Source organism: Hahnella aquatica (SeqCode) (genome assembly GCF_965194505.1).
GTDB classification, from domain to species: Bacteria; Pseudomonadota; Gammaproteobacteria; order Burkholderiales; family Burkholderiaceae_A; genus Hahnella; species Hahnella aquatica.
Genome location: NZ_OZ239144.1, coordinates 1,751,601 through 1,774,115, shown reverse-complemented (window position 1 = coordinate 1,774,115; position 22,515 = coordinate 1,751,601). Strand labels below are relative to the sequence as shown.

General features: G+C 60.4%; 33 protein-coding genes. All 33 read left to right on the top strand.

Features of this window, described 5'->3' with window-relative positions:
• Nucleotides 1-19 precede the first annotated feature (19 nt).
• The 33 genes from rpoC (at nt 20) to AC8GDA_RS08995 (ending at nt 22,504) form a co-directional block, all read left to right on the top strand.
• A complete protein-coding gene (gene rpoC / locus AC8GDA_RS09155; protein ID WP_506556222.1) occupies nt 20-4,270 on the top strand; it encodes a DNA-directed RNA polymerase subunit beta' in 4,251 nt (1,416 codons plus the stop codon).
• 72 nt (nt 4,271-4,342) lie between these two features.
• Nucleotides 4,343-4,720, top strand: a complete 378-nt coding sequence (rpsL, locus tag AC8GDA_RS09150; protein ID WP_506556221.1) for a 30S ribosomal protein S12 — start codon at nt 4,343-4,345, stop codon at nt 4,718-4,720.
• 109 nt (nt 4,721-4,829) lie between these two features.
• A complete protein-coding gene (rpsG, locus tag AC8GDA_RS09145) occupies nt 4,830-5,300 on the top strand; it encodes a 30S ribosomal protein S7 (protein ID WP_506556220.1) in 471 nt (156 codons plus the stop codon).
• A 34-nt stretch (nt 5,301-5,334) separates the two neighbouring features.
• Nucleotides 5,335-7,434 carry an elongation factor G gene (fusA, locus tag AC8GDA_RS09140; RefSeq protein ID WP_506556219.1) on the top strand — a complete coding sequence of 700 codons (2,100 nt, stop codon included), beginning with the start codon at nt 5,335-5,337 and terminating at the stop codon, nt 7,432-7,434.
• A gap of 21 nt (nt 7,435-7,455) precedes the next feature.
• Entirely contained in the window at nt 7,456-8,646 is a 1,191-nt protein-coding gene (gene tuf / locus AC8GDA_RS09135) for an elongation factor Tu (protein ID WP_506556218.1), read from the top strand.
• Between the two features lie 14 nt (nt 8,647-8,660).
• Nucleotides 8,661-8,969 carry a 30S ribosomal protein S10 gene (gene rpsJ, locus AC8GDA_RS09130; protein ID WP_506556217.1) on the top strand — a complete coding sequence of 103 codons (309 nt, stop codon included), beginning with the start codon at nt 8,661-8,663 and terminating at the stop codon, nt 8,967-8,969.
• 142 nt (nt 8,970-9,111) lie between these two features.
• Nucleotides 9,112-9,762, top strand: coding sequence for a 50S ribosomal protein L3 (gene rplC, locus AC8GDA_RS09125; RefSeq protein ID WP_506556216.1), 651 nt, complete (start codon nt 9,112-9,114; stop codon nt 9,760-9,762).
• A 13-nt stretch (nt 9,763-9,775) separates the two neighbouring features.
• A complete protein-coding gene (gene rplD, locus AC8GDA_RS09120; protein ID WP_506556215.1) occupies nt 9,776-10,396 on the top strand; it encodes a 50S ribosomal protein L4 in 621 nt (206 codons plus the stop codon).
• Complete coding sequence (gene rplW, locus AC8GDA_RS09115; protein ID WP_506556214.1) at nt 10,393-10,692, top strand: 50S ribosomal protein L23; 300 nt, start codon at nt 10,393-10,395, stop codon at nt 10,690-10,692. The genes rplD and rplW overlap by 4 nt, the downstream gene beginning before the upstream one ends.
• Nucleotides 10,692-11,522 carry a 50S ribosomal protein L2 gene (gene rplB / locus AC8GDA_RS09110; RefSeq protein WP_506556213.1) on the top strand — a complete coding sequence of 277 codons (831 nt, stop codon included), beginning with the start codon at nt 10,692-10,694 and terminating at the stop codon, nt 11,520-11,522. Before rplW ends, rplB begins: the two co-directional genes overlap by 1 nt.
• Nucleotides 11,523-11,543: 21 nt before the next feature.
• Nucleotides 11,544-11,819, top strand: coding sequence for a 30S ribosomal protein S19 (gene rpsS, locus AC8GDA_RS09105; RefSeq protein WP_506556212.1), 276 nt, complete (start codon nt 11,544-11,546; stop codon nt 11,817-11,819).
• A gap of 30 nt (nt 11,820-11,849) precedes the next feature.
• On the top strand, nt 11,850-12,179 hold the full coding sequence (gene rplV / locus AC8GDA_RS09100) for a 50S ribosomal protein L22 (protein ID WP_506556211.1): 330 nt from the start codon (nt 11,850-11,852) through the stop codon (nt 12,177-12,179).
• Nucleotides 12,180-12,188: 9 nt separating this feature from the next.
• Nucleotides 12,189-13,022: a 30S ribosomal protein S3 gene (gene rpsC, locus AC8GDA_RS09095; RefSeq protein WP_506556210.1), complete on the top strand. Its 834-nt coding sequence runs from the start codon at nt 12,189-12,191 to the stop codon at nt 13,020-13,022.
• A 23-nt stretch (nt 13,023-13,045) separates the two neighbouring features.
• Nucleotides 13,046-13,462 carry a 50S ribosomal protein L16 gene (gene rplP / locus AC8GDA_RS09090; RefSeq protein ID WP_506556209.1) on the top strand — a complete coding sequence of 139 codons (417 nt, stop codon included), beginning with the start codon at nt 13,046-13,048 and terminating at the stop codon, nt 13,460-13,462.
• 17 nt (nt 13,463-13,479) lie between these two features.
• Complete coding sequence (rpmC, locus tag AC8GDA_RS09085; RefSeq protein WP_506556208.1) at nt 13,480-13,671, top strand: 50S ribosomal protein L29; 192 nt, start codon at nt 13,480-13,482, stop codon at nt 13,669-13,671.
• On the top strand, nt 13,668-13,934 hold the full coding sequence (rpsQ, locus tag AC8GDA_RS09080; RefSeq protein WP_506556207.1) for a 30S ribosomal protein S17: 267 nt from the start codon (nt 13,668-13,670) through the stop codon (nt 13,932-13,934). The genes rpmC and rpsQ overlap by 4 nt, the downstream gene beginning before the upstream one ends.
• A gap of 158 nt (nt 13,935-14,092) precedes the next feature.
• Nucleotides 14,093-14,461 (top strand): 50S ribosomal protein L14, encoded by a 369-nt coding sequence (rplN, locus tag AC8GDA_RS09075; protein WP_506556206.1) that lies wholly within the window; start codon nt 14,093-14,095, stop codon nt 14,459-14,461.
• Between the two features lie 19 nt (nt 14,462-14,480).
• Nucleotides 14,481-14,813 (top strand): 50S ribosomal protein L24, encoded by a 333-nt coding sequence (gene rplX / locus AC8GDA_RS09070; RefSeq protein ID WP_506556205.1) that lies wholly within the window; start codon nt 14,481-14,483, stop codon nt 14,811-14,813.
• Between the two features lie 24 nt (nt 14,814-14,837).
• Nucleotides 14,838-15,377, top strand: coding sequence for a 50S ribosomal protein L5 (rplE, locus tag AC8GDA_RS09065; RefSeq protein ID WP_506556204.1), 540 nt, complete (start codon nt 14,838-14,840; stop codon nt 15,375-15,377).
• Between the two features lie 12 nt (nt 15,378-15,389).
• Nucleotides 15,390-15,695, top strand: a complete 306-nt coding sequence (rpsN, locus tag AC8GDA_RS09060) for a 30S ribosomal protein S14 (RefSeq protein WP_506556203.1) — start codon at nt 15,390-15,392, stop codon at nt 15,693-15,695.
• A 43-nt stretch (nt 15,696-15,738) separates the two neighbouring features.
• Complete coding sequence (gene rpsH, locus AC8GDA_RS09055) at nt 15,739-16,134, top strand: 30S ribosomal protein S8 (protein WP_506556202.1); 396 nt, start codon at nt 15,739-15,741, stop codon at nt 16,132-16,134.
• Between the two features lie 14 nt (nt 16,135-16,148).
• Nucleotides 16,149-16,682, top strand: coding sequence for a 50S ribosomal protein L6 (gene rplF, locus AC8GDA_RS09050; protein WP_506556201.1), 534 nt, complete (start codon nt 16,149-16,151; stop codon nt 16,680-16,682).
• A 30-nt stretch (nt 16,683-16,712) separates the two neighbouring features.
• Nucleotides 16,713-17,078, top strand: a complete 366-nt coding sequence (gene rplR, locus AC8GDA_RS09045; protein ID WP_506556200.1) for a 50S ribosomal protein L18 — start codon at nt 16,713-16,715, stop codon at nt 17,076-17,078.
• 22 nt (nt 17,079-17,100) lie between these two features.
• A complete protein-coding gene (gene rpsE / locus AC8GDA_RS09040; protein WP_506556199.1) occupies nt 17,101-17,619 on the top strand; it encodes a 30S ribosomal protein S5 in 519 nt (172 codons plus the stop codon).
• Between the two features lie 10 nt (nt 17,620-17,629).
• On the top strand, nt 17,630-17,809 hold the full coding sequence (gene rpmD, locus AC8GDA_RS09035; RefSeq protein WP_506556198.1) for a 50S ribosomal protein L30: 180 nt from the start codon (nt 17,630-17,632) through the stop codon (nt 17,807-17,809).
• A 20-nt stretch (nt 17,810-17,829) separates the two neighbouring features.
• Nucleotides 17,830-18,315, top strand: a complete 486-nt coding sequence (gene rplO, locus AC8GDA_RS09030) for a 50S ribosomal protein L15 (protein ID WP_506556197.1) — start codon at nt 17,830-17,832, stop codon at nt 18,313-18,315.
• Between the two features lie 31 nt (nt 18,316-18,346).
• A complete protein-coding gene (gene secY, locus AC8GDA_RS09025; protein WP_506556196.1) occupies nt 18,347-19,651 on the top strand; it encodes a preprotein translocase subunit SecY in 1,305 nt (434 codons plus the stop codon).
• Nucleotides 19,651-19,869 (top strand): translation initiation factor IF-1, encoded by a 219-nt coding sequence (infA, locus tag AC8GDA_RS09020; protein WP_506556195.1) that lies wholly within the window; start codon nt 19,651-19,653, stop codon nt 19,867-19,869. The genes secY and infA overlap by 1 nt, the downstream gene beginning before the upstream one ends.
• A 13-nt stretch (nt 19,870-19,882) precedes the next feature.
• The gene (rpmJ, locus tag AC8GDA_RS09015) at nt 19,883-19,996 is read left to right on the top strand and encodes a 50S ribosomal protein L36 (RefSeq protein ID WP_155281786.1); all 114 of its coding nucleotides are present in this window, start codon (nt 19,883-19,885) and stop codon (nt 19,994-19,996) included.
• Between the two features lie 14 nt (nt 19,997-20,010).
• The gene (gene rpsM, locus AC8GDA_RS09010; RefSeq protein ID WP_506556194.1) at nt 20,011-20,376 is read left to right on the top strand and encodes a 30S ribosomal protein S13; all 366 of its coding nucleotides are present in this window, start codon (nt 20,011-20,013) and stop codon (nt 20,374-20,376) included.
• Between the two features lie 13 nt (nt 20,377-20,389).
• Nucleotides 20,390-20,791, top strand: coding sequence for a 30S ribosomal protein S11 (rpsK, locus tag AC8GDA_RS09005; protein ID WP_506556193.1), 402 nt, complete (start codon nt 20,390-20,392; stop codon nt 20,789-20,791).
• A gap of 90 nt (nt 20,792-20,881) precedes the next feature.
• A complete protein-coding gene (rpsD, locus tag AC8GDA_RS09000) occupies nt 20,882-21,505 on the top strand; it encodes a 30S ribosomal protein S4 (RefSeq protein WP_506556192.1) in 624 nt (207 codons plus the stop codon).
• 24 nt (nt 21,506-21,529) lie between these two features.
• Nucleotides 21,530-22,504, top strand: a complete 975-nt coding sequence (locus AC8GDA_RS08995; protein ID WP_506556191.1) for a DNA-directed RNA polymerase subunit alpha — start codon at nt 21,530-21,532, stop codon at nt 22,502-22,504.
• Nucleotides 22,505-22,515: the final 11 nt, after the last annotated feature.

Here is a 22,515-nt window from a genome sequence, read left to right as displayed (position 1 = left end):
TCACAAAGGAACTGAGAATATGAAAGCGCTACTCGATCTATTCAAGCAGGTTCAGCAGGATCAGCAATTCGATGCCATTCGCATCGGCCTTGCCTCTCCCGACAAGATCCGTTCCTGGTCTTTTGGTGAGGTCAAGAAGCCAGAGACCATCAACTACCGGACCTTCAAGCCCGAGCGTGATGGCCTGTTCTGCGCCAAGATCTTTGGCCCCGTCAAAGACTACGAGTGCCTGTGCGGCAAGTACAAGCGCCTGAAGCACCGCGGTGTCATTTGTGAGAAGTGCGGTGTGGAGGTCACGCTGGCCAAGGTGCGCCGTGAGCGCATGGGCCACATTGAGCTGGCCAGCCCCGTGGCCCACATCTGGTTCCTGAAGTCTCTGCCCAGCCGCCTCGGCATGGTGCTCGACATGACCCTGCGTGACATTGAGCGGGTTCTGTACTTCGAGGCCTATGTGGTGGTGGAGCCCGGCATGACCCCGCTCAAGCGCGGTCAGATCATGTCCGAGGACGACTACCTCGCCAAGGTCGAGCAGTATGGCGACGGCGAATTCGTGGCCCAGATGGGTGCCGAAGGCGTGGCCGCCCTGCTGTCGTCCATCGACCTCGAGCGCGAAATTGAGCAGCTCCGCAAGGACCTCGCCGAGACCTCCTCCGACGCCAAGATCAAGAAGATCGCCAAGCGGCTCAAGGTCTTGGAGGGCTTTCACAAGTCGGGCGTCAAGCCCGACTGGATGGTCATGCAGGTGCTGCCTGTGCTGCCTCCCGAACTGCGCCCCCTGGTGCCGCTCGACGGTGGCCGTTTCGCCACCTCCGACCTCAACGACCTCTACCGTCGTGTCATCAACCGAAACAACCGCTTGAAGCGCCTGCTCGAGCTGCGCGCGCCTGAGATCATCGTGCGCAACGAGAAGCGCATGCTGCAGGAGTCTGTCGATTCCCTGCTCGACAATGGTCGCCGTGGCAAGGCCATGACGGGTGCCAACAAGCGTGCCCTGAAGTCGCTCGCCGACATGATCAAGGGCAAGGGCGGTCGCTTCCGTCAGAACCTGCTGGGCAAGCGGGTCGACTACTCGGGCCGCTCGGTCATTGTGGTGGGCCCCACGCTCAAGCTGCACCAGTGCGGCCTGCCCAAGCTGATGGCGCTCGAACTCTTCAAGCCCTTCATCTTTAACAAGCTCGAGCTGCGTGGCATGGCCACCACCATCAAGGCGGCCAAGAAGCTCGTGGAGCAGCAGGTGCCCGAGGTCTGGGACATCCTTGAGGAAGTCATTCGCGAGCATCCCGTCATGCTCAACCGTGCCCCGACCCTCCACCGTTTGGGCATCCAGGCCTTTGAGCCGGTGCTCATCGAGGGCAAGGCCATTCAGCTGCACCCCCTGGTCTGTGCCGCCTTCAACGCAGACTTCGACGGCGACCAGATGGCCGTTCACGTGCCACTGTCGCTCGAGGCCCAGATGGAAGCCCGCACCCTGATGCTGGCCTCCAACAACGTGCTCTTCCCCTCCAACGGCGAGCCATCCATCGTTCCGTCGCAGGACATCGTGCTGGGCCTTTATTACGCCACCCGTGAGAAGGTCAACGGCCGTGGCGAGGGCATGTTCCTGGCCAATGTCTCGGAAGTGGAGCGTGCCTACGCCTCGAAAGAGGTGGAGCTCGGCACCAAGATCACAGTGCGAATTGAAGAGACCGAGATCGACCGGGCGAGCGGTGAGTCCACCACCAAACTGGTGCGCTACGAGACCACCGTGGGCCGCGCACTGCTCTCCAAGATTCTTCCCGCCGGCCTGGCCTTCACGAACATGAACAAGGCCCTTAAGAAGAAAGAGATCTCACGGCTCATCAACGCCTCCTTCCGCCGCTGTGGCCTGCGCGCCACCGTGATCCTGGCCGACAAGCTTCTGCAGTCTGGCTTTGCACTGGCCACCCGTGCTGGCATCTCCATCTGTGTGGATGACATGCTCGTGCCGGCGCAAAAGGTCGACATCCTTGCCAAGGCCGAGACCGAGGTCAAAGAGATCGAGCAGCAGTACGCCTCGGGCCTGGTGACATCGGGCGAGCGCTACAACAAGGTCGTGGACATCTGGGGCCGTGCAGGCGACCAGGTGGGCAAGGCCATGATGGACCAGCTCGCCGGCGAGGTCGTCAAAGACCGCAAAGGCCACGACGTTCGCCAAGAGTCCTTCAACTCCATCTACATGATGGCCGACTCGGGTGCCCGTGGTTCGGCAGCCCAGATTCGGCAGCTCGCGGGCATGCGAGGCCTCATGGCCAAGCCCGACGGCTCCATCATCGAGACCCCCATCACGGCGAACTTCCGTGAGGGCCTCAATGTGCTGCAGTACTTCATCTCCACCCACGGCGCCCGAAAGGGTCTGGCCGACACGGCGCTCAAGACCGCCAACTCTGGCTACCTGACCCGTCGACTGGTCGATGTGACCCAAGACCTCGTGGTCATTGAGGATGACTGTGGCACCGACAACGGCATCACCATGAAGGCCTTGGTCGAGGGTGGTGAGGTCATCGAGGCCCTGCGCGATCGCATCCTGGGCCGCGTGACCGCCAGCGAGGTCGTGAACCCGGAAACCCAAGAGACCCTCATCGAGGAGGGTGCCCTGCTCGACGAGGATGCCGTCGATGCGATCGAGCGCCTGGGCGTGGACGAGGTGCGCGTGCGCACCCCGCTGACCTGCGGCACGCGGTTTGGCCTGTGCGCCAAGTGCTATGGCCGCGACCTTGGCCGCGGCAACCTGGTCAACGTGGGCGAGGCCGTCGGTGTCATTGCAGCCCAGTCGATTGGCGAGCCCGGCACGCAGCTGACCATGCGCACCTTCCACATCGGTGGTGCAGCCTCGCGAACAGCAGCCCAGTCGAGCATTGAGGCCAAGTCCAACGGCGTGATCCGATTCACCCCCACGATGCGCTACATCACCAACGCCAAGAAAGAGCCCGTCGTCATCTCTCGCTCGGGTGAGGTCTTGATCGTCGACGACAACGGCCGTGAGCGTGAGCGTCACAAGGTTCCTTATGGCGCCACGCTGTCCATGGTCGATGGCCATGCGGTGAAGGCCGGTGCCATTCTGGCCACCTGGGATCCGCTCACCCGTCCCATCATCACCGAGTACGCCGGCCAGATTCGCTTCGAGAATGTGGAAGAGGGCGTCACAGTGGCCAAGCAGATCGACGACGTCACTGGCCTGTCGACCCTCGTGGTCATCGATGCCAAGCGCCGCAGCGCAGCCAGCAAGGGCGTTCGCCCCCAGGTCAAGCTGATCGCAGGCGGCGACGAGGTGAAGATCGCGGGCACCGACCATGCGGTGAACATCAGCTTCCCGGTGGGTGCACTGATCACCGTGCGCGATGGCCAGGAGGTCGCTGTGGGCGAGGTGCTTGCGCGAATTCCGCAGGAATCCCAAAAGACCCGCGACATCACCGGCGGTCTGCCCCGTGTGGCCGAGCTCTTCGAGGCCCGTTCACCCAAGGATGCTGGCATGCTGGCCGAGGTCACGGGCACCGTCTCCTTCGGAAAGGACACCAAGGGCAAACAGCGTCTGGTCATCACCGACATGGACGGCGTGGCCCAGGAGTTCCTGATCCCGAAGGAAAAGAGCGTGCTGGTCCACGATGGTCAGATCGTGAACAAGGGCGAGATGATTGTGGACGGCCCGGCCGATCCGCAGGACATCCTTCGCCTCTTGGGCATCGAGGCCCTGTCGCGCTACATCGTTGATGAGGTCCAGGACGTCTACCGACTCCAGGGTGTGAAGATCAACGACAAGCACATCGAGGTGATTGTTCGCCAGATGCTGCGCCGCGTGCAGATCTCCGACCCGGGCAACACTCGATTCATTCCGGGTGAGCAGGTGGAGCGCTCCGAGCTGCTCGAGGAGAACGACCGTGTGGTGGCCGACGGTGGCCGCGCCGCCATGCACGACAACCTCCTGCTGGGCATCACCAAGGCCTCACTCTCGACCGACTCCTTCATCTCGGCGGCCTCCTTCCAGGAGACCACCCGGGTGCTGACCGAGGCGGCCATCATGGGCAAGCAAGACGACCTGCGTGGCCTCAAGGAGAACGTGATTGTCGGCCGACTGATCCCAGCCGGAACGGGCCTGGCTTACCACCGCGCCCGCAAGGAGCGGGAGACTGCGGAGGCGGCCGAGGCCAAAACCTTGGCCGAGCAGGCAGCCATTGAGGCCGAGGCCCTGTTCTCGGGTGGCGACGACGCATCTGAAAACGCCGCCACAGAAACCGACGCAGGGGAATCCGCTTGACAGCCAATGGGAAAAGCCCAAAAATCGTGGGCTTTTCCCAGATTTCATCAGAATTAACCCAAGGAAGCTGAAATGCCCACGATCAACCAGCTGGTGCGCAAGCCGCGCACCAGCGAGACTATCAAGAGCAAGAGCCCTGCGCTGGAGTCATCCCCCCAGCGCCGCGGCGTCTGCACGCGGGTCTACACCACGACCCCGAAGAAGCCGAACTCGGCGCTGCGAAAGGTGGCCAAGGTTCGCCTCACCAATGGCTTTGAAGTCATTAGTTACATCGGTGGTGAAGGCCACAACCTCCAGGAGCACTCCGTGGTCCTGATCCGTGGTGGTCGTGTCAAAGACCTCCCAGGTGTTCGTTATCACATCGTTCGCGGGTCACTCGACCTGCAGGGCGTGAAGGATCGGAAGCAGTCGCGCTCGAAATACGGCGCGAAGCGCCCGAAGAAGTCTTAAGTCGTACCAAGACCACCGTGCAATGGTGCGCGGTGGAGTAAGGGTCTGCGGCCAAGCGATTGGCCAAGCGGGCTGGGTCAAACCCAACTGAACCAATAAAGGAAAGAACATGCCCCGTCGTCGCGAGGTGCCCAAGCGCATCATTCTGGCCGATCCAAAGTTCGGCAGCGAAGAAGTCTCCAAGTTCATGAATGTGGTGATGCTCCACGGCAAAAAGGCTGTTGCAGAGCGCATCGTCTATGGCGCCTTCGATCACATCGAGCGGGTGGCCAAGAAGAACCCCATCGAAATCTTCCAGCAGGCCCTTACCAACGCCAAGCCCATGGTGGAAGTCAAAAGCCGTCGCGTGGGCGGTGCCAACTATCAGGTGCCCGTTGAAGTTCGCCCAGCCCGTCGCTCCGCCCTGGCCATGCGCTGGCTGCGCGAGGCCGCCAAGAAGCGTGGCGAGAAATCCATGAACCTGCGCCTGGCCGGTGAACTCCTTGAGGCCGCAGAAGGCCGGGGCGGCGCCGTTAAGCGTCGCGACGAGGTGCATCGCATGGCCGAGGCCAACAAGGCCTTCTCGCACTTCCGGTTCTAAGCCGGCTCACCACACGAATTCCCAAGGACACCACATGGCCCGTAAGACTCCGATCGAGCGCTACCGAAACATCGGCATCAGCGCTCACATCGACGCTGGCAAGACCACCACCACCGAGCGCATCCTGTTCTACACGGGCGTGAACCATAAAATCGGTGAGGTGCACGATGGCGCCGCCACCATGGACTGGATGGAACAAGAGCAGGAGCGAGGCATCACGATCACCTCTGCGGCCACCACCACCTTCTGGAAGGGCATGGACGGCTCCCTGCCCGAGCACCGGATCAACATCATCGACACCCCGGGACACGTCGACTTCACCATTGAGGTGGAGCGTTCCATGCGCGTGCTCGATGGCGCCTGCATGGTCTATTGCGCCGTGGGTGGCGTTCAGCCTCAGTCCGAGACGGTCTGGCGCCAGGCCAACAAGTACAAGGTTCCCCGTCTGGCCTTCGTGAATAAAATGGACCGCACTGGCGCTAACTTTTTCAAGGTCTACGAGCAGATGCGCACCCGCCTGAGGGCCAATCCCGTTCCCATCGTGCTGCCCATCGGTGCCGAAGAGAACTTCAAGGGTGTTGTCGACCTCATCAAGATGAAGGCCATCCTCTGGGATGAGGCCAGCCAGGGCATCAAGTTCGATTACACCGATATTCCCGCGGAACTCCAGGCCCAGGCCGATGAGTGGCGCGAGAAGATGATTGAGGCGGCCGCCGAGTCGGACGAAACCCTCATGAACACCTACCTCGAGTCCGGTGAGCTCTCTGAAGAGCAACTCATGAAGGGCCTGCGTGACCGCACGATCGCGGGCGAAATTCAGCCCATGCTCTGTGGCACGGCCTTCAAGAACAAGGGCGTTCAGCGCATGCTCGATGCTGTCATCCAGTTCATGCCCAGCCCCGTGGACATCCCTCCCGTCAGCGGAACGGACCCCGACGGCAATCCTGCTGAGCGCAAGGCCGATGACAAAGAAAAATTTGCCTCGCTGGCCTTCAAGCTCATGAGTGATCCCTTCGTGGGCCAACTCACCTTCATTCGGGTGTACTCCGGCGTGCTGAAGTCTGGTGACACCGTGCTCAACCCCATCAAGGGCAAGAAGGAGCGCATCGGCCGTCTGCTCCAGATGCACGCCAACAACCGTGAAGAAATCTCTGAGATTCTGGCCGGCGACATCGCCGCCGCCGTGGGCCTCAAAGAAGTCACGACCGGTGAGACCCTCTGCGATCCAGACGCTGAAATCATTCTGGAGCGCATGGAGTTCCCCGAGCCCGTGATCTCCCAGGCGGTTGAGCCCAAGACCAAGGTCGACCAGGAAAAAATGGGCATTGCGCTCAATCGCCTGGCCAAGGAAGACCCATCCTTCCGCGTGCGCACAGACGAAGAATCTGGCCAGACCATCATCTCAGGCATGGGTGAGTTGCACCTCGAGATCATCGTCGACCGCATGAAGCGTGAGTTCGGCGTCGAGGCCACGGTGGGCAAGCCTCAGGTGGCCTACCGCGAAACCATTCGCAAGTCGGTCGAGATCGAGGGCAAGTATGTGAAGCAGTCGGGCGGCAAGGGCCAGTACGGTCACGTCTGGCTCAAGCTCGACCCCCAAGAAGAAGGCAAAGGCTATGAGTTTGTCGATGCCATCAAGGGTGGTGTCGTGCCCCGCGAATTCATTCCCTCGGTCGACAAGGGCTGTCTCGACACCATGAATGCGGGCGTACTGGCAGGCTTCCCGGTGGTCGACATCAAGGTCACCCTGTTCGACGGCTCCTACCACGACGTCGACTCCTCACAGATTGCCTTTGAACTGGCTGCTTCCATGGGCTTTAAGGATGGCATGCGCAAGGCCAATGCCGTGCTGCTCGAGCCCATGATGGCGGTGGAGGTGGAAACCCCCGAAGATTACGCTGGTACCGTCATGGGTGACCTCTCGTCACGCCGTGGCATGGTGCAGGGCATGGATGACATTCCCGGCGGCGGCAAGACCATCAAGGCAGAGGTCCCCTTGGCCGAGATGTTTGGTTATTCCACAACCCTTCGGTCTCTGACCCAGGGTCGTGCGACATACACCATGGAGTTCAAGCACTATTCCGAGGCTCCCAAGAACGTGGCTGAAGCAGTCATGTCGAGCCGAACCAAATAATATTTAGAAAGGAAAAGCATCATGGCCAAGGGCAAGTTTGAGCGGACCAAGCCGCATGTGAACGTAGGGACGATTGGTCACGTGGACCATGGGAAGACGACGTTGACGGCTGCGATCACGACGGTGTTGTCGTCTAAGTTTGGTGGTGAGGCCAAGGGCTATGACCAGATTGATGCGGCGCCGGAGGAGAAGGCTCGTGGGATCACGATCAACACGGCGCATGTGGAGTATGAGACGGCCAATCGTCACTATGCGCACGTGGACTGCCCGGGCCATGCCGACTATGTGAAGAACATGATCACGGGTGCGGCGCAGATGGACGGTGCCATTTTGGTGTGTTCGGCCGCCGATGGTCCGATGCCCCAGACGCGTGAGCACATTTTGTTGGCCCGCCAGGTGGGCGTGCCTTACATCATTGTGTTTTTGAACAAGTGCGACATGGTCGACGATGCGGAGTTGCTCGAGCTCGTGGAGATGGAAGTTCGCGAGCTGCTCTCGAAGTACGACTTCCCTGGCGATGACACGCCGATCATCAAGGGCTCTGCAAAGCTTGCGCTCGAGGGCGACAAGGGCGAGCTTGGTGAGGGGGCGATTCTCAAGCTGGCCGAGGCCCTGGACTCCTACATTCCCACGCCTGAGCGCGCCATTGATGGCGCCTTCCTGATGCCCATTGAGGATGTCTTCTCGATCTCGGGCCGCGGCACGGTGGTCACGGGCCGTGTGGAGCGTGGTGTGGTGAAGGTGGGTGAAGAGATTGAGATCGTGGGCATCAAGGCCACGGTCAAGACGACCTGTACGGGCGTGGAGATGTTCCGCAAGCTGCTCGACCAGGGTCAGGCGGGTGACAACGTGGGCGTTTTGCTGCGTGGCACCAAGCGTGAGGAGGTCGAGCGTGGTCAGGTGCTGGCCAAGCCCGGTTCGATCACGCCGCACACCAAGTTTGAATGTGAGGTGTATGTGCTCTCGAAGGACGAGGGTGGTCGTCACACGCCTTTCTTTAACAACTACCGTCCGCAGTTTTACTTCCGCACGACCGATGTCACGGGCTCGGTGGTGTTGCCTGAGGGCACGGAGATGGTGATGCCTGGTGACAATGTGAAGATGGTGGTCACCCTGATTGCTCCGATTGCCATGGAGCAGGGCCTGCGCTTTGCCATCCGCGAGGGCGGCCGTACCGTCGGCGCAGGCGTCGTCGCCAAAGTGATCGAATAACCCAAGGACCCAGCATGCAACAGAAAATCCGCATTCGTCTCAAGGCGTTCGATTACAAGCTGATCGACCAGTCTGCACTCGAGATTGTCGACACAGCCAAGCGCACTGGTGCGGTGGTTCGAGGCCCGGTGCCCCTTCCCACTCGCTTTCGTCGCTTCGACATTCTGCGCAGCCCCCACGTGAACAAAACCTCACGCGACCAGTTCGAACTTCGCACCCACCAGCGGTTGATGGACATCGTCGACCCCACCGAAAAGACAGTCGATGCCCTCATGAAACTCGACCTTCCCGCCGGCGTGGATGTGGAGATCAAGCTGCAGTAATGCCGCATTTGGAAGATCGGCCAGTTGTGTAATAGACTAGCGGGCTTTCCTGTTGCGCTTGCGAGCGGAACAGGGGAGATCCAGCAACAAGCACTTGGAATTTAATCAGCCCCAGCCAATCGCAGCTGGGATCGGAGAAAAAATGAGCCTTGGACTTTTAGGTCGCAAGCTTGGCATGACCCGTGTGTTCACGGACGAGGGCGACACCATCCCCGTGACCGTGATCGATGTGTCAGACAACCGCGTCACCCAGATCAAGTCAACCGAGACCGACGGCTACAGCGCCGTTCAGGTTGCCTTTGGCGTTAAGCGCGCCTCCCGTGTGTTGAAACCGCAGGCAGGCCACCTCGCCAAGGCTGGCGTTCAGGCCGGCGAGTTGCTGCGTGAATTTCCCGTGTCGGCTGAAGCACTGGCCAATGTGGCTGCCGGTCAGCACCTGACGGTCGAGATCTTCACGCCCGGCCAGATGGTCGACGTCACCGGCACCACGCAGGGCAAGGGCTTTGCTGGCACCATTGCTCGGCACAACTTTGCCTCCCAGCGTGCCTCCCACGGCAACTCGCGGTCCCACAACGTGCCCGGCTCCATCGGCATGGCCCAAGACCCAGGCCGCGTGTTTCCCGGCAAGAAAATGCCTGGCCACGACGGCGCGGTACGTCGCACCAGCCAGAACCTTGAAGTGGTTCGTGTGGACACGGCTCGCCAGCTCGTCCTGATCAAGGGAGCGGTGCCCGGCTCCAAGGGCGGCCACGTGATCATTCGTCCAGCCGTTCGCTCGGCTGCGAAGGCATAAGGGGCTCGCCAATATGGAACTCATGCTCTTAAACGAAGCCGGCCAGTCCGCCGGCACGGTGCAGGCCAACGATGTCGTCTTTAACCGCGACTTCAACGAACCCCTCGTGCACCAGGTCGTGGTGGCCTATCAGGCCAATGCTCGCAGCGGCAACCGCGCTCAAAAGGATCGCAGCGAGGTCAACAAATCGACCCGCAAGCCTTGGCGCCAAAAAGGCACGGGCCGTGCCCGTGTGGGCCGCGCCTCCAGCCCCCTGTGGCGTGGCGGTGGCAAGGTCTTCCCGAACTCGCCCGACGAGAACTTCAGTCACAAGCTCAACAAGAAGATGTATCGCGCCGGTGTGCGCTCCATCTTGTCGCAACTGGCCCGTGAAGGTCGCCTGGCCATCGTCGAGAAGTTTGAGGTCGAGGCCCCCAAGACCAAGTTGGTGGCCGCAAAGCTCAAGCAGATGGGCATGGATTCCGTGCTGCTCATCACCGACAACCTCGATGAGTCCTTGTACCTGGCCTCTCGCAACCTTCAGAGCATTGCCGTCATCGAGCCCGAGGCCGCAGATCCAGTCTCCTTGGTCTATTTCGACAAGGTGCTCATGACCCGTGCTGCACTGGCCCGCTTCGAGGAGATGTTTGCATGAACCAGGAACGCCTCATGAAGATCCTGCTCTCGCCAATCGTCTCTGAGAAGAGCACCCAGATTGGTGAGCAGAACAACCAGGTGGCCTTTCGTGTGCTGCAGGATGCCACCAAGCCCGAAATCAAGGCCGCCGTTGAACTCATGTTCAAGGTCCAGGTCGACACCGTTCGGGTGCTCAACCAAAAAGGCAAGGCCAAGCGTTACGGCAAGACCAGCGGCCGTCGGCGCGACACCCGCAAGGCCTATGTCAGCCTGGCCCAGGGCCAGGAAATCAACTTCGTTGGGGAGGCCACGTAATGCCCATCGTTAAACTCAAGCCCACCTCGGCTGGCCAGCGCGCCATGGTCAAGGTGACGCACCCGCATCTCTACAAGGGCCGTCCCCTCGAGGCACTCACCGAGCACCAGTCCAAGACTGCGGGCCGCAACAACCTTGGCCGCATCACCACGCGTCATCGTGGCGGTGGCCATAAGCAGCACTATCGCATCATCGACTTTCGTCGCCTCAAGGATGGCATCCCTGCCAAGGTCGAGCGCATCGAGTACGACCCCAACCGCAGCGCCCACATTGCCCTGCTCTGCTACGCAGACGGCGAGCGCCGCTACATCATCGCGCCGAAGGGCGTCGAAGTGGGCACCGAACTCATGAACGGCGCCGAGGCACCCATTCGTGCGGGCAATACCCTGCCCATTCGCAACATCCCTGTGGGTTCGACCATCCATTGCATCGAGATGGTGCCAGGCAAGGGAGCCCAGTTGGCTCGCTCGGCCGGTGGCAGTGCGCAGCTTCTGGCCCGTGAAGGCACCTACGCCCAGGTTCGCCTGCGCTCCGGCGAAATTCGTCGTGTTCACATCGAGTGCCGGGCCACCATGGGTGAGGTGAGCAATGGCGAGCACAACCTGCGTCAGTACGGCAAGGCCGGCGCCATTCGTTGGCGTGGCATTCGTCCAACCGTGCGCGGTGTGGCCATGAACCCTGTCGATCACCCACACGGTGGTGGTGAGGGTCGAACGGGCGAGGCCCGTGAGCCCGTCAGCCCATGGGGCACCCCCACCAAGGGCTACAAGACCCGCCGCAACAAGCGCACCAACTCCATGATTGTGACCAGCCGTCACAAGCGGAAATAAGCCCTAAAGGAACCAGCACAGATGTCACGTTCTGCCAAAAAAGGTCCGTTTGTAGACGACCACCTTTTCAAGAAAGTCGAGATTGCGGTCGAGTCCAAGGACAAGCGCCCCATCAAGACTTGGTCCCGTCGGTCCACCATTCTTCCGGAATTCGTGGGCCTGACCATCGCCGTTCACAACGGCCGTCTTCATGTGCCTGTCTACGTGACAGACAACATGGTCGGCCACAAGCTCGGCGAATTCGCCATGACCCGCACGTTCAAGGGTCATGCCGCCGATAAAAAGGCCAAGAAGTAACCGGCCCCGAGCAGAGACCAGAGGACAAACATGGAAACTTCCGCAAAACTCAGGGGCGTTCGCCTCTCGGCCCAGAAAGGCCGGCTCGTGGCCGACCTGATTCGAGGCAAGCCGGTTGAGCAGGCGCTCAACACCCTGGCCTTCACCCCAAAAAAGGCGGCGGTGATCGTCAAGAAGGTTCTCGAGTCGGCGATTGCCAATGCCGAGCACAACGATGGCGCAGACATCGATGAGCTCAAGGTCACCTCCATCACCGTGGAGCGTGGCACCAAGCTGCGTCGCTTCTCCGCACGAGCCAAGGGCCGTGGCGTTCGGATCGAAAAGCCGACCTGCCACATCTGCATCACCGTCGGTAACTAAGGGCCAGACATGGGTCAAAAAATACATCCCACCGGATTCCGTCTCGTTGTTTCCCGCAACTGGTCGTCACGTTGGTTCGCCAACCCCCGCGACTTCAGCAAGATGCTCAATGAAGACATTAAGGTCCGAGACTTCCTCAAGAAGCGCCTCAAGAGCGCTGCTGTGGGCCGCGTGCTCATCGAGCGTCCCGCCAAGAACGCCAAGATCACCATCTTCAGCGCCCGCCCCGGCGTTGTGATTGGCAAGAAGGGCGAAGACATCGAGGCCCTCAAGACCCAGCTCTCCACCATGATGGGCGTGCCTGTGCACGTCAACATCGAAGAGATTCGCAAGCCAGAGGTCGATGCCCAGCTCATCGCAGAGAACATCACCCAGCAGCTCGAAAAGCGGATCATGTTCCGCCGCGCCATGAAGCGGGCCATGCAGAACGCCATGCGCCTTGGCGCTCAGGGCATCAAGATCATGAGCTCGGGCCGCCTGAACGGTGCCGAGATTGCCCGAACCGAGTGGTATCGCGAAGGCCGCGTGCCCCTTCACACCCTCCGGGCCGACATCGATTACGGCTTTGCCGAGGCCAACACCACCTACGGCATCATTGGCGTGAAGGTCTGGGTCTACAAGGGCGACACCCTTGGCCGTGCCGATGCGCCGGTTTCTGCAGAGCCCCCGATGGCCGAGCCCAAAGATGAGAAGAAGCCACGTCGAGCGCCCGCGGCGCCCCGCAGGGTCAAGGCCGAGGGCGATGCTCCTGCCGCCGCAGCCCCTGAGGGCGATGCAAAGCCTGCCGTGAAACGTGTTCGCAAGGTCGCTGCCACACCGGCCGCAGACAAGCCCGCAACCTAAACCAGACAAGCCAGAGGTTCTCTATGTTGCAACCCTCACGCCGAAAGTATCGGAAAGAACAAAAAGGTCGAAACACAGGCCTGGCCACGCGTGGCGCGAATGTGTCGTTTGGTGAATTCGGACTCAAGGCCACCGGCCGCGGCCGCCTCACCTCGCGCCAGATTGAGGCTGCCCGTCGTGCCATGACCCGCCACATCAAGCGCGGTGGCCGCATCTGGATCCGCATTTTTCCGGACAAGCCCATTTCACAAAAGCCTGCCGAGGTTCGAATGGGCAACGGCAAGGGCAACGTGGAGTACTACGTGGCCGAGATTCAGCCCGGCAAGGTGCTCTACGAGATGGACGGCGTCGATGAGACCCTGGCCCGTGAAGCGTTTCGTCTGGCCGCTGCCAAGCTGCCCTTGGCCACCACCTTCGTGGTTCGCCAGGTGGGCCGTTAATTCAAGGAATCCGAGACATGAAAGCCTCTGAACTTCGCACCAAGAACGACACCGAACTCCAACAGGAATTGGAGTCGTTGCTGAGGGCTCACTTCAACCTGCGCATGCAGCACGGTACCCAGCAACTCACCAACACGTCCCAGTTGGGTCATGTTCGCCGTGACATTGCCCGTGTTCGCACCCTCCTTCGTCAAAGGACTTCGGCATGACCCAGACCGCCTCCCTTACTCGGACCCTGGTGGGCCGAGTCGTCAGCGACAAAATGCAAAAGACTGTCACGGTGCTTGTTGAGCGCCGGATTCAGCACCCCATTTACGGCAAGTTCATGGGCCGCAGCAAGAAATACCACGCCCACGTAGAGCAAGAAGGCATTCAAATGGGCGACACCGTCGAGATCTCCGAAACCCGGCCCATCTCGAAGACCAAGGCCTGGGCAGTGACCAAGCTGATCAGCAAGGCCGTGGTGGTTTAAAGCATTTGTAGGTTATAGTAGAGGGCTGTTCTCGATTGTCTTCCCGTTAACGGGCCCAAAACTATCTGAGCGTGTTTCTGAAGTTGATGTCTGCTCAGACAAGTTGGGAGCAGGTCCTTCCATTTTGTTTTGTATGTTGAACTGAGGAATCAGGAATCATGATTCAGATGCAATCGCGTCTGGACGTCGCCGACAACACCGGCGCCCGTTCGGTCATGTGTATCAAAGTGTTGGGTGGATCCAAGCGCCGCTATGCTGGCATTGGGGACGTCATCAAGGTGTCCATCAAAGACGCAGCCCCCCGTGGCCGCGTGAAGAAGGGCGAGATCTACAACGCCGTGGTGGTTCGAACCGCCAAGGGCGTTCGCCGCCCAGATGGCTCACTCATTCGCTTCGATGGCAACGCCGCCGTGCTGCTCAATGCCAAGCTTGAGCCCATCGGAACACGCATCTTTGGCCCAGTGACCCGTGAACTCCGCAGTGAGCGGTTCATGAAGATCGTGTCCTTGGCCCCTGAAGTGATTTAACAAGAGTAGAGATCAGACCATGAACAAGATTCGCAAAGGCGACGAAGTCATCGTGATCACCGGCCGTGACAAGGGCAAGCGTGGCGTGGTGCTGCGCCGTGTCGACGATCAGCACCTGGTGGTGGAGGGTGTGAACATCGTGAAGAAGCACACCAAACCCAATCCCATGAAGGGTCAGCAGGGCGGCATCGTCGACAAGACCATGCCCATCGACCAGTCAAACGTGGCCATCTACAACGCGGCCACCCAGAAGGCTGATCGCGTCCAAATCCAGATTGCCGAGAACGGTGAGAAGCAACGGGTATTTGCCTCCAACAAGGCCGCCGTTCCCACCGCCATCAGCAACGCCTAAGCCTCGCGCACCAAAGGAATCCAAATGTCACGCATGCAAGAAATCTATCGCGACAAGGTGGCCCCGGAGCTCATGACCAAGTTCGGCTACAAGAGCGCCATGGAGGTGCCGCGCCTCTCGAAGATCACCCTCAACATGGGTGTCGGAGAGGCCATCGCCGATAAGAAAGTCATCGAGAACGCCGTCTCTGACCTCACCAAGATCGCGGGTCAAAAGCCCGTGGTGACCAAGGCCCGCAAGGCGATTGCTGGCTTCAAAATCCGTGAGGGTTACCCCATTGGCTGCATGGTCACCCTCCGTGGCAACCGCATGTACGAGTTCCTCGACCGGTTTGTCACCATTGCACTGCCCCGCGTGCGCGACTTCCGCGGCATCTCCGGAAAGTCTTTCGATGGCCGTGGCAACTACAACATTGGCGTGAAAGAGCAGATCATCTTCCCCGAGATCGAGTACGACAAGGTCGATGCCGTCCGGGGCCTCAACATCAGCGTCACCACCACCGCAAAGACCGACGAAGAGGCCAAGGCACTCCTGTCTGCCTTCCGGTTCCCGTTCAAATCCTGACCTAGGACAGACATGGCAAAGCTCTCCCTCATCAATCGCGAAAAAAAGCGCATGGCCACCGTGAAGAAGTTCGCGGCAAAGCGTGCGGCCCTTCAGGCCATCATCGACGATCAGTCCAAATCAGAAGAAGAGCGTTACGAGGCACGCCTCACGCTCCAGAAACTGCCCCGCAATGCCAGCCCCGTGCGCCTTCGCGCCCGCTGCCAGCTCACGGGACGCCCGCGTGGCACGTTCAAGATGTTTGGCCTTGGCCGCGCCAAGATTCGTGAGGCTGCCTTCCGCGGTGAGATCCCTGGTCTCACCAAGGCCAGCTGGTAACCGTTTGCACAACCAAGTACAGAGTTAAAAAGGGTCTCATCTTATGAGCATGAACGATCCCATCGCCGACATGTTTACCCGCATTCGCAATGCGCAGCGGGTGGAAAAGCGTTCGGTGCAAATGCCGTCCTCCAAGATCAAAGTGGCCATCGCCACTCTCCTGAAGGATGAGGGCTACATCGACGGCTACCAGGTCCGTCAAGAGGGCCCCAAGGCCGACCTCGAGATCAGCCTGAAATACCACGCTGGCCGCCCCGTGATCGAGCGCATTGAGCGCGTCTCACGGCCTGGTCTGCGGGTTTACAAGGGCTGCGAATCCATTCCAAACGTCATGAACGGATTGGGCGTGGCCATCGTGTCCACCTCCAAAGGCCTCATGACCGACCGCAAGGCACGTGCCACCGGCATGGGCGGCGAAGTCATTGGCATCGTGGCGTAAAGGGGGCACGAATCATGTCACGCATCGCAAAGTATCCGGTTGCACTGCCGTCTGGCGTTGAGGCTCAACTCTCGGCCGAGTCCATCACGGTCAAGGGCCCGTTGGGCGTGCTCACCCAGCCCCTCACGGGCGAGGTCACCATTGCAAATGAGTCTGGCCAGCTGGTCTTCAAGGTCGTCAACGACTCTCGTCATGCCAAGGCCATGAGCGGAACCCTCCGGGCCCTGGTGGCCAACATGGTCCACGGCGTGTCCAAGGGTTTTGAGAAAAAGCTCAGCCTCATCGGCGTGGGCTACAAGGCTGCAGCCCAGGGCAAGTCGCTCAACCTGGCCCTTGGCTTCTCGCACCCCGTCGACTACGCCCTGCCTGAGGGCATCAAGGCCGAGACGCCAACACCCACGGAAATTGTCATCAAGGGCATCGACAAGCAGCGGGTGGGTCAGGTGGCTGCCGAGGTGCGCGCCTTCCGTCCGCCCGAGCCTTACAAGGGCAAGGGTGTTCGCTACATCGACGAAGTCGTTCAGATCAAAGAAACCAAGAAGAAATAACGTCGAGTCATCGACTCAGGAACCGCATCCATGGATAAGAACCAATCAAGACTTCGCAGGGCACGGCAGGCACGGGCCAAGATCCACGAACTCCGCGTGCATCGGCTCTCCGTGCATCGCACGAATCTTCACATCTACGCGGCCATCACCGACCCGACCGGCGAGAGAGTGCTGGTCTCGGCCTCCACCGTCGAGGCCGAGGTGCGTGCGCAGCTGGCCTCCCAGACAGGCAAGGGCGGCAATGTGGCCGCGGCTGTGCTGGTCGGCAAGCGCGTGGCCGAGAAGGCCAAGGCCGCTGGCATCTCATCGGTCGCATTCGATCGCGCGGGCTTCCGTTATCACGGACGCGTGAAGGCATTGGCAGACGCAGCCCGCGAGGGCGGGTTGCAGTTCTAAGCGGACACAAAGGACACAAGACATGGCAAAAATGCAGGCACGGGTCAACACCGAAGAGCGCGATGACGGCCTTCGCGAGAAGATGATCGCCGTCAACCGCGTGAGCAAGACCGTCAAGGGCGGGCGCATCCTCGGCTTTGCTGCGCTCACCGTGGTGGGCGACGGCGACGGCAGCATCGGCATGGGCAAGGGAAAGTCCCGTGAGGTGCCGGTGGCCGTTCAGAAGGCCATGGACGAGGCCCGCCGCAAACTGCTGCGTGTGCCCCTGAAGGGCGGCACCTTTCACCACGCCGTCATGGGCAAGCATGGCGCCTCCACCGTGCTCATCTCACCAGCCCCCAAGGGCACGGGCATCATCGCAGGCGGCCCCATGCGGGCCATCTTCGAGGTCATGGGCGTGAGCGACGTGGTGGCCAAGAGCCTTGGCTCGAGCAACCCCTACAACATGGTTCGCGCCACCCTCAATGGCCTCAAGCAGATGCACACGCCGGCCGATGTGGCCAACAAGCGCGGCCTGTCCATTGAACAGATCCTGAACTAAGGGACGCAAGATGAACAAACCCACTCTGACTGTGAAGCTGGTGCGCAGCCCTGCAGGCACCCGGTCCGATCACCGTGCAACGGTGTTGGGCCTGGGCTTGAAGAAGATGCATCAGACCCGCGTCCTTGAAGACACGCCCGCTGTGCGCGGCATGGTCAACAAGGTCTCCTACATGGTTCAAATCATTTAAGGCTCGTCATGAAAGACTCCATGCGACTCAACACGATCGCGCCGGCTGAAGGTGCGACACATGCCAAGAAGCGGGTTGGCCGGGGCATTGGCTCGGGCCTTGGAAAAACCGCAGGCCGCGGCCACAAGGGCCAGAAGTCTCGCTCCGGTGGATTCCACAAGGTTGGCTTCGAGGGTGGTCAGATGCCCATGCATCGTCGCCTTCCCAAGCGTGGATTTACTGCACCCTTCGGGCGTTTCACCGAAGAGGTGCGTCTGTCTGAAATTCAGAAGCTTCCCATCGACCAGATCGACCTCCTCGCACTCAAGCAGGCAGGGGTTGTCTCTGAGCTCGCACGCCATGCCAAGGTCATTCTGTCGGGCTCCATCAGCCGCAAGGTGAGCCTGACCGGTCTGGGCGTGACGGCCGGTGCCAAGGCTGCCATCGAGGCGGCTGGTGGTTCGGTCACCCTGCCGGTGGCTGCCGAGAAGGTCCGCAAGCTGCCGCCGAAGAACAAGGCGGCCTAACGCCTAAAAGCCACGAGACCCAAAGACTCTAATGCTGCCCAAAGCCGATAAATTCGCCGACCTGCGCAAGCGCCTGATTTTTCTGGTGCTGGCCCTGGTCGTCTATCGCCTTGGTGCGCATATTCCGGTTCCGGGAATCGATCCAGAAGAACTGGCCAAGCTCTTTCAGTCTCAGGCTGGCGGCATTCTCGGCCTCTTCAATATGTTCTCTGGCGGTGCGCTCTCACGCTTCACCGTCTTCGCCCTCGGGATCATGCCGTACATCTCGGCCTCGATCATCATGCAGCTCATGTCCGTGGTCTCACCCACGCTCGAGGCCCTCAAGAAAGAGGGCGAGGCCGGCCGCCGCAAGATCACCCAGTACACGCGCTACGGCACGGTGGTGCTTGCTATTGTGCAGGCCATCGGCATTTCCGTGGCATTGGAATCACAGCCGGGACTGGTCATCGATCCAAGCCTCATGTTTCGTTTCACCACCGTGGTCTCGCTTGTGACCGGTACCATGTTCCTCATGTGGCTGGGCGAGCAGATTACCGAGCGTGGCCTGGGCAATGGCATCTCTATCATCATCTTCGCGGGCATTGTGGCGGGCCTACCTGGTGCCCTGGCCGGCTTGTTTGAACTGGTTCGCACCGGTTCCATGAGCGCCCTGGCCATGCTCTTCATCATCGTCCTGGTGGTGCTGGTCACAGCCTTTGTGGTCTTTGTGGAGCGCGGCCAGCGTCGCATTCTGGTGAACTATGCCAAGCGCCAGGTGGGCAACAAGATTTATCAGGGTCAGACCTCTCATCTGCCGCTCAAGCTGAACATGGCCGGCGTGATTCCGCCCATCTTTGCCTCGAGCATCATTCTGTTCCCAGCTACGCTCACCTCGTGGTTTAGTGGGGGCCCCGATGGCGGCATGCGTTGGCTCTCCGACTTTGCAGCATCCTTGTCGCCAGGCCAACCGCTCTACATCGGCCTCTACGCCAGCGCCATCATCTTCTTCTGCTTCTTCTACACGGCCTTGGTCTTCAACAGCAAAGATACGGCCGACAACCTGAAAAAGAGTGGAGCCCTCATTCCAGGCATCCGCCCGGGCGACCAGACCGCTCGTTACATCGACAAGATCCTCATGCGTCTGACCCTTGTTGGCGCCATCTACATCACGCTGGTCTGCCTGCTGCCCGAGTTCTTGGTGCTCCAGTACAACGTGCCGTTCTATTTTGGCGGCACCTCACTGCTGATCATCGTGGTGGTCACCATGGACTTCATGGCCCAACTTCAGTCGTATGTGATGTCTCAGCAGTACGAGAGTCTCATGAAGAAGGCCAACTTCAGAGGGATGGGTCAGTAATGGCAAAAGACGATGCCATCCAGATGCAGGGTGAGATTGTGGAGAACCTCCCCAATGCCACCTTCCGCGTCAAACTCGAAAATGGCCATGTGGTGTTGGGGCACATCTCCGGGAAGATGCGCATGCATTACATCCGCATTCTTCCAGGAGACAAGGTCACCGTTGAACTGACACCTTACGATTTATCCCGAGCCCGAATCGTTTTTAGAGCGAAGTAAAAGAGGAATCATCATGAAAGTTCTTGCATCCGTCCGGCGCATCTGCCGCAACTGCAAAATCATCAAGCGGCACGGCGTCGTGCGTGTGATCTGCACGGACCCGCGTCATAAGCAGCGCCAAGGTTAAGGAGGAAGTCCCACATGGCCCGTATCGCCGGAATTAACATTCCCAGCCATCAGCACACAGAGATTGGCCTCACCGCCATCTACGGTGTTGGCCGCCCTCGCGCACGCCTGATCTGTCAGGCCGCGGGTGTCACGCCCACGAAGAAGGTCAAAGACCTCACCGATGATGAACTCGATCGGCTGCGCACCGAGATCGGCAAGTTCACCACCGAGGGTGACCTGCGTCGCGAAATCTCCATGTCGATCAAGCGCCTGATGGACCTTGGCTGCTACCGTGGCCTGCGCCATCGCAAGGGCCTGCCGGTCCGTGGTCAACGAACCCGTACCAATGCCCGTACCCGCAAAGGTCCGCGCAAAGGCAGCATCACCCTCAAGAAATAAGTAGGAGAAAGACATGGCCAAAGCAGGGCAATCTGCCAATCAGCGCACCCGCAAGAAGGTTCGCAAGAATGTGACCGACGCGGTCGCGCACATTCATGCGTCGTTTAACAACACCATCATCACCATCACCGACCGTCAGGGCAACACGCTCTCATGGGCTACCTCTGGCGGCGCTGGCTTCAAGGGAAGTCGCAAGAGCACGCCCTTTGCTGCCCAGGTGGCGGCCGAGGCGGCCGGCCGTGTGGCATTGGAGTGTGGTGTGAAGAATGTGGAAGTTCGGATCAAGGGCCCCGGTCCTGGTCGTGAATCCACCGTCCGGGCGCTCAATTCGCTCGGCATGCGCGTGACCCAGATCTCCGACGTGACACCGGTGCCCCACAACGGCTGCCGGCCGCCCAAGCGTCGCCGTATCTAAGTCACATTCACCAGTAAGCCCACCGTCTGGCTTGGCCAGACATTCCAAGGCCGATGAACTCGGCCTTGGCTTTCGAAAAAGGAAATCGAAGTGGCACGTTATGTTGGTCCTCGTTGTAAATTATCTCGCCGTGAAGGCACCGACCTTGGCCTCAAGAGCGCCCGTCGGTCCCTTGACTCCAAGTGCAAACAAGACAGCAAGCCTGGTCAGCATGGGCGCACCTCGGGTGCTCGCACGTCCGACTACGGCAAGCAGCTGCGTGAGAAGCAGAAGGTCAAGCGCATCTACGGCATGCTGGAGCGCCAGTTTCGCCGTTACTTCGCCATGGCCTCCCTCAAAAAAGGAAACACCGGCGAGAGCCTGTTGAAACTCCTGGAGTCGCGGCTCGACAACGTGGTCTATCGGATGGGCTTTGGCTCGACCCGGGCCGAGGCTCGTCAGCTGGTCAGTCACAAGGCCATTCTGCTCAATGGAAAGCCCTGCAACATCCCTTCGGCGCAGGTGCGGCCGAACGATGTCATCTCCATCGTGGAGAAGTCCCGTGGCCAGGCTCGCATTGCCTCCTCACTGGAGCTCGCAGAGCAGAGCGGCTTTCCGGGATGGGTGACCGTAGACACCAAAAAAATGGAAGGGGTCTTCAAGCAGGCGCCGGACCGCGCCGACATCTCAGCCGAGATCAACGAGAGCCTGATCGTTGAGCTCTACTCCCGCTAATCGATTCGATTGACAAGGAACCACATGCTGAACGCTTTTCTCAAGCCCCGCATCATTGAAGTCGAGCCCATGGGCGGCCACACCGCCAAGATCGTCATGGAGCCGTTTGAACGCGGCTTCGGACACACCCTCGGCAACGCCCTTCGTCGCGTTCTGCTCTCTTCCATGGAGGGCTATGCCGCCACCGAAGTTCAGATCGCTGGTGTTGTGCACGAGTACTCCACCATTGAGGGTGTCCAGGAAGATGTCGTCGATGTCCTCCTGAACCTCAAGGGCGTGGTCTTTCGTCTCGAGGGCCGTGCAGACGTGCTGTTGTCGCTGCGCAAGCAGGGCCCGGGTGTGGTCACGGCTGCCGACTTCGACCTCCCCCACGATGTCACCATCCTGAATCCCGATCACGTCATTGCAAACCTCTCCGACGATGTTCGCCTGGAGCTTCAGGCCCGTGTGGAAAAGGGCCGTGGCTATGTGCCGGGCACCCTGCGCGACATTGGCGATGAGTCCACACGCTCCATTGGCCGCATCGTGCTCGACGCTTCCTTCTCACCGGTGCGCCGCGTGAGCTATGCCGTGGAGAGCGCCCGTGTGGAGCAGCGGACAGACCTCGACCGACTCGTCATCGAGGTGGAGACCAACGGGGTGATCGACCCTGAAGATGCCGTGCGGCAGTCCGCCCGAATTCTCGTCGAGCAGCTCTCGGTCTTTGCAGCGCTCGAGGGTGGTGAGCCTGCCGCCGAGGCCAGCCGGTCTGCCCAGGTCGACCCAATGCTCATGCGCCCTGTCGATGACCTGGAGCTCACTGTGCGGTCTGCGAACTGCCTGAAGGCCGAGAGCATCTATTACATCGGCGACCTGATCCAGCGCACCGAGAACGAACTCTTAAAGACACCGAACCTCGGCCGCAAGTCGCTCAACGAAATCAAAGAGGTGCTTGCCTCACGCGGCCTGACCCTCGGCATGAAACTCGAGAACTGGCCACCGGCCGGCATCGAACGCTAAACACGAAGGAG